Annotated in this window: 3 protein-coding genes; 2 read left to right on the top strand and 1 reads right to left on the bottom strand. The window is 47.2% G+C overall.

The window, feature by feature from the left end; genetic code table 11:
* Nucleotides 1–570: 570 nt before the first annotated feature.
* On the bottom strand, nt 571–2508 hold the full coding sequence (locus QUA83_RS30030) for a serine/threonine-protein kinase (RefSeq protein WP_333297852.1): 1938 nt from the start codon (nt 2506–2508) through the stop codon (nt 571–573).
* A gap of 502 nt (nt 2509–3010) precedes the next feature.
* Between QUA83_RS30030 and QUA83_RS30025 the strand changes: the two genes are divergently transcribed.
* Entirely contained in the window at nt 3011–3493 is a 483-nt protein-coding gene (locus QUA83_RS30025) for a 2Fe-2S iron-sulfur cluster-binding protein (protein ID WP_333297850.1), read from the top strand.
* 38 nt (nt 3494–3531) lie between these two features.
* A complete protein-coding gene (locus QUA83_RS30020; RefSeq protein ID WP_333297848.1) occupies nt 3532–4002 on the top strand; it encodes a phycobilisome protein in 471 nt (156 codons plus the stop codon).
* Nucleotides 4003–4088: the final 86 nt, after the last annotated feature.

The raw sequence follows: 4088 nt of genomic DNA, 5'->3' as shown, positions 1-4088 counted from the left end.
TTCGTGGTTCAGTGAACCGCTTCCCTTCTGGCGCTTTATTAATGTATCAACTCTCCCCAGAGTTGTCAAGCGTTTTGCGAAAATATTTTTGAGTTTTTTGTGAACCTATACACAGTAAGGGTTTCGAGACTTATGACCGGCTCCGGTATCCCCTGGCTGACTCCTCTTTTAACTATGGGGTCTTTTTTTTGGGGCAAAATACGGCTTTGGGGCAGACTATTTCCCGTGCATGGGTAGAAGGACTCAGTGGTTCAACATGATGGGGCTTACTTGGAGTAGAGGTTAGGCAAAGTTAGAGTGTAAGGGGTGAGGCTGGAGCACTGGGTGAGGATGACAGAAGCAGGCTGGTGCATGAGTCATATATATGTAAGTGGTGTGTGCATTTCTGGGACTTTACTGAGGGAGGTTTGGATCTCAGATTGAGCCGATCGCCCTTAACAATTCCTCTGATTCAAATCCAGAAGCTGACACGACACGGTACTCTAACCCAGAGCAAACTCCCAGGAATCGATCGCCCGCAAATACACTCTCCTGAGTTACACCCCCAAACTCCTTCAGTTACCGCAGTTATCAGCCTTTGATAAGCGAGCGCGAGTTGTTCTCCTCAACATCTACATCTAAAAAGTGCAAGTGACTCTCTTCCTCAGTATTGACAGCAATCACCAAACCTCTATTCCCCCAAGGAGCTATCGCCCGGGGTGAGGCAGGGCTGCTAAAACTCCCTACTTGAATCCCTTGACTGTTTACCACTTCTATCTGCCCCCCAACATCTGCCAACACCCATCCCCAATTAGCGACACAAGCAGACACGGGCAAAGTTTCAAGAGGAATTCGCGCTACCTTGAGCGGCCACAATTTCATCAACAGCACCGCCGCTTTACCACCTTGAGGAATTCCCAGCAAAGTATAAGGCTCAGGTGTCAACAGCATCTGTCCGACGCTGGCAGACAACCGAACAGAACCCACAGGGGTGCCGCGGCGAGTGTAAACTCTAAAAATAGTTTGGGGATTTTTTGGTTCGTTATCCGGCCAAACTGCTAAGACGTGTCGCCGATCCAAAAACATTAATTCTGGTAAATAGTGTTCTGGTAACGGGACAGTAGCGATCAGCTTCAGCGCTTTTTTCTGATCGCCCGCAGTGCTGTTTCCAGCTAAAGAATAAAAACGCAGTTCGCCGGGAACCGCTACTGTCAACCAGTTGCCGTGAGAGTCTACAGCAGCTTTTAAAGCATCTGGGCCTTGCCTCAAACCCATATCCAGTAAACACTGAGGCTCCCAAGAGCGCTCATTGAGCCAGTAAAGTTTTTGCGGAGTGAGAACGCAGCAGCCGTGGGAACTAGGTAAAATGCCACGCACCATTTCCGCCATTAATGAAATAGAAGTAGACATTTCTCCTGTAACTAGCTGTTTTCCCGGCTGAGACCAAACCTTGACCTCTGTACCTACAGCAGCATATAGATACGTTTCAGTGGCAATTAAAGCGGTCAACGGTGCAGGAAGTATCAGTGGCTTGGGCTGCGAAAGCGAATAGCGCACAGTCCCAAGTAAATTAATAGCCGACTGTGATGCTTTTTCCTCTTCAACTTCCAGCAAAGAGTCAGTTTCCGACTTCAGACTTTTATCACTACTGGTTGTGGGGCTTTCCCAAGGAATAATGCAGTCGCCCAATTGCCTGACAGCGGGGTCGTACATGATCAGCCGCAGAGCTTGAGCCATTTGGGAAGCACTGGCAAAACGGCGGGCTGGCAGCTTTTCTAAAGATTTTTTGACTATTGCTTGCAAAGGTTCGGGGATGGCGTCGGGAAATTGCAAGCGTTGATTCAGGTGGGCCCACCTCAAGTCTCCGGGGGTTCCCCCGAAAGGGCGGTAGCCCATTAGCAATTCAAACAGCAGAATTCCTACTGCATATATATCTGACATCGGGGAAAAAAGACCGTAAAACCGCTCAGGGGCCATGTAAGCGGGGGAACCTACGGTAGCGTCGGGAGAAAGTTCTTGGTGGAGGCGAGTGGTACCAATTTCTGGCAGCCGACGCGCGATACCAAAGTCAGAAAGCCGGGGCGACCAACCTTTTGCTCCTAAAGTTAGGAGGATATTTTCGGGTTTGATGTCGCAGTGAACTACGCCTCGGCGGTGGGCGTAGTCTAAGCCGGCTAAGACTTCCATGACTAGCTGTAAACCTTCGAGCAGACGCAAGGGGCGGTCTTGTTTGAGCAGGTTGCGGAGGGTTCCTCCCTCGCAGTAGTCCATAACCAAGTACCTGCCTGTAGCTGTGTGTTCTAGAGCTCGGCAGGTAACGATGTTCGGGTGCTGCAAGGTGATCAGAAACCACAGCTCTCGCAAGAATTCGCTAGTTGGGGCTTTTTGATGACTAAGTTCTTTGAGAGCAACCAGTTGGCTGGTGAGGCGGGAGTCCTGGGCGGGAGCTTCTCGAACGCTGGCACAAAAGACTCGACCAAATTGTCCTTGTCCTACTAGCCCTAAAATGCGGTACTTAGAATGTTGCATCGGTCTAATTATAGAAAAAGCTTGAGCTAGTATTAAAATATGTAAATAATTCTGACAAAAATTCAAATTTTTGAATCGCTCGCCAGGTACAGCCTATGTTATCTCAGGTTCATTCTCAGCCTCCTTGAGAGCGATCGTACACTCGCACCTACTAAAATCCTTGAGCTTCGGAGTCACTATCAATCTTGCCGGATGCCGATACCCAATCTGGAACTACCTGTGGCTGCTATTTTAGTCGATCGCGACTATTACAGTTTTTTCAATGCCATCGAGAAAGTATCTAAGGTTTTAGCTTTTCAAGGCTAAGCTGGGGAATCGGGGCGAGGGAACAGCGATATGACCAAAACAGAAGTGCGGTTATGCCATAGGGGTTAGAGAGCCAGAAGCCGATGCTGTCGTCAAGGCATCTTAACCTTTTTGAGTGTTAGCCAAATTTTTTTGCGCTTTGAATAAGTTGATCGTAACTTGCTAAATACTGAACTTGACAGGAGCAAACATCAATATGGTTAAAATTATTAAACTAGATCCAATTGCGGAGGAAATAGCAGTCGAAACCCGATCAAATATCCTGTCTGCCTTACTTTCCAAAGACTTAGACGTTCTTAAGGAATGCGGGGGGCGGGGAATGTGCGCTACCTGCCATGTTTACATTAAAGAAGGCATGGAAGGCTTGTCGGACATGAACCGCCGCGAGAGAAGGACGTTGGAAGTCATTACTACGGCTAAAGCTAATTCGCGACTTGCTTGTCAGGCTCAAATTATAGGCGAGGGTGTGGTTGTACAGTTGCCTGCGGGGATGTACATTAATGCTATTGAAAATGTTGAAGCTTTGATCGGCCGCCGGGCACAGCAAGATTTATTACACCCAATTACAGGTCAAGTAGTTGTAGAATCTGGAAAGTTAATTACTCGTTCTATCGTTACACAGCTTAATGAAACCCGCTTTCAAGTAGGACAGTATTTAGTACGGACTAAAGAAGCTTAAAACTGATATGTTTGTATTTTAGTAGTAGAGAAAAATCTATGTTGAGCCAACTTGCGCGTTTGAGCACGGAAACAGACGGACGCTACGCCAGTGCAGAAGAACTGCAATTTTTGAAAGACTACTTTCAGTCTTTGAATCACCGGATGAGTGCTTATAAAAAAATTCAAGCCTCTGAAACAGAAATTATGCGGCAAGTGGAAGCACAAATGCTGTCTCTCGACCCTAATTTATTTCGGCGGGGGGGTAACGATGTCACTGAAAAGTGCCGTGGAGATATTTTGCGGGTGTTGAGGCATTCGGCTGCAGCACTGTTGATTAATGATACTGAACGGTTGCGCGATCGGCTACTACTTTGGTTGCAAACTATTTTAGGCGCTGTTCAAGTTAGAAATAGTGCGACCGTGACCTACGATGTGATGAAAAAGGTCCTAAAGCAATATCTCACGGTGGAAGAAAGGAACCTATTTTTTCCGATTCTGGACATCAACCGTACTTTACTCGGCAAATAATCAAGGGAGTTGACCAAGAAAATGGGATACAAGCCCCGTCCTTTGAGGACGGCTTTTCTTGATTTCTAATGTATTCCTTCAATACT

Source organism: Microcoleus sp. K1-B1 (genome assembly GCF_036704705.1).
Taxonomy (GTDB): domain Bacteria; phylum Cyanobacteriota; class Cyanobacteriia; order Cyanobacteriales; family Microcoleaceae; genus Microcoleus.
Note: the sequence above shows the minus strand (reverse complement) of the source record. Positions and strands in the feature narration are given on the sequence as shown.

Excerpts from the sequence above, each read along its gene's own strand:
- QUA83_RS30030 (WP_333297852.1), bottom strand. The coding sequence starts at position 2,508 with ATGCAACATTCTAAGTACCGCATTTTAGGGCTAGTAGGACAAGGACAA.
- QUA83_RS30025 (WP_333297850.1), top strand. The coding sequence starts at position 3,011 with ATGGTTAAAATTATTAAACTAGATCCAATTGCGGAGGAAATAGCAGTC.
- QUA83_RS30020 (WP_333297848.1), top strand. The coding sequence starts at position 3,532 with ATGTTGAGCCAACTTGCGCGTTTGAGCACGGAAACAGACGGACGCTAC.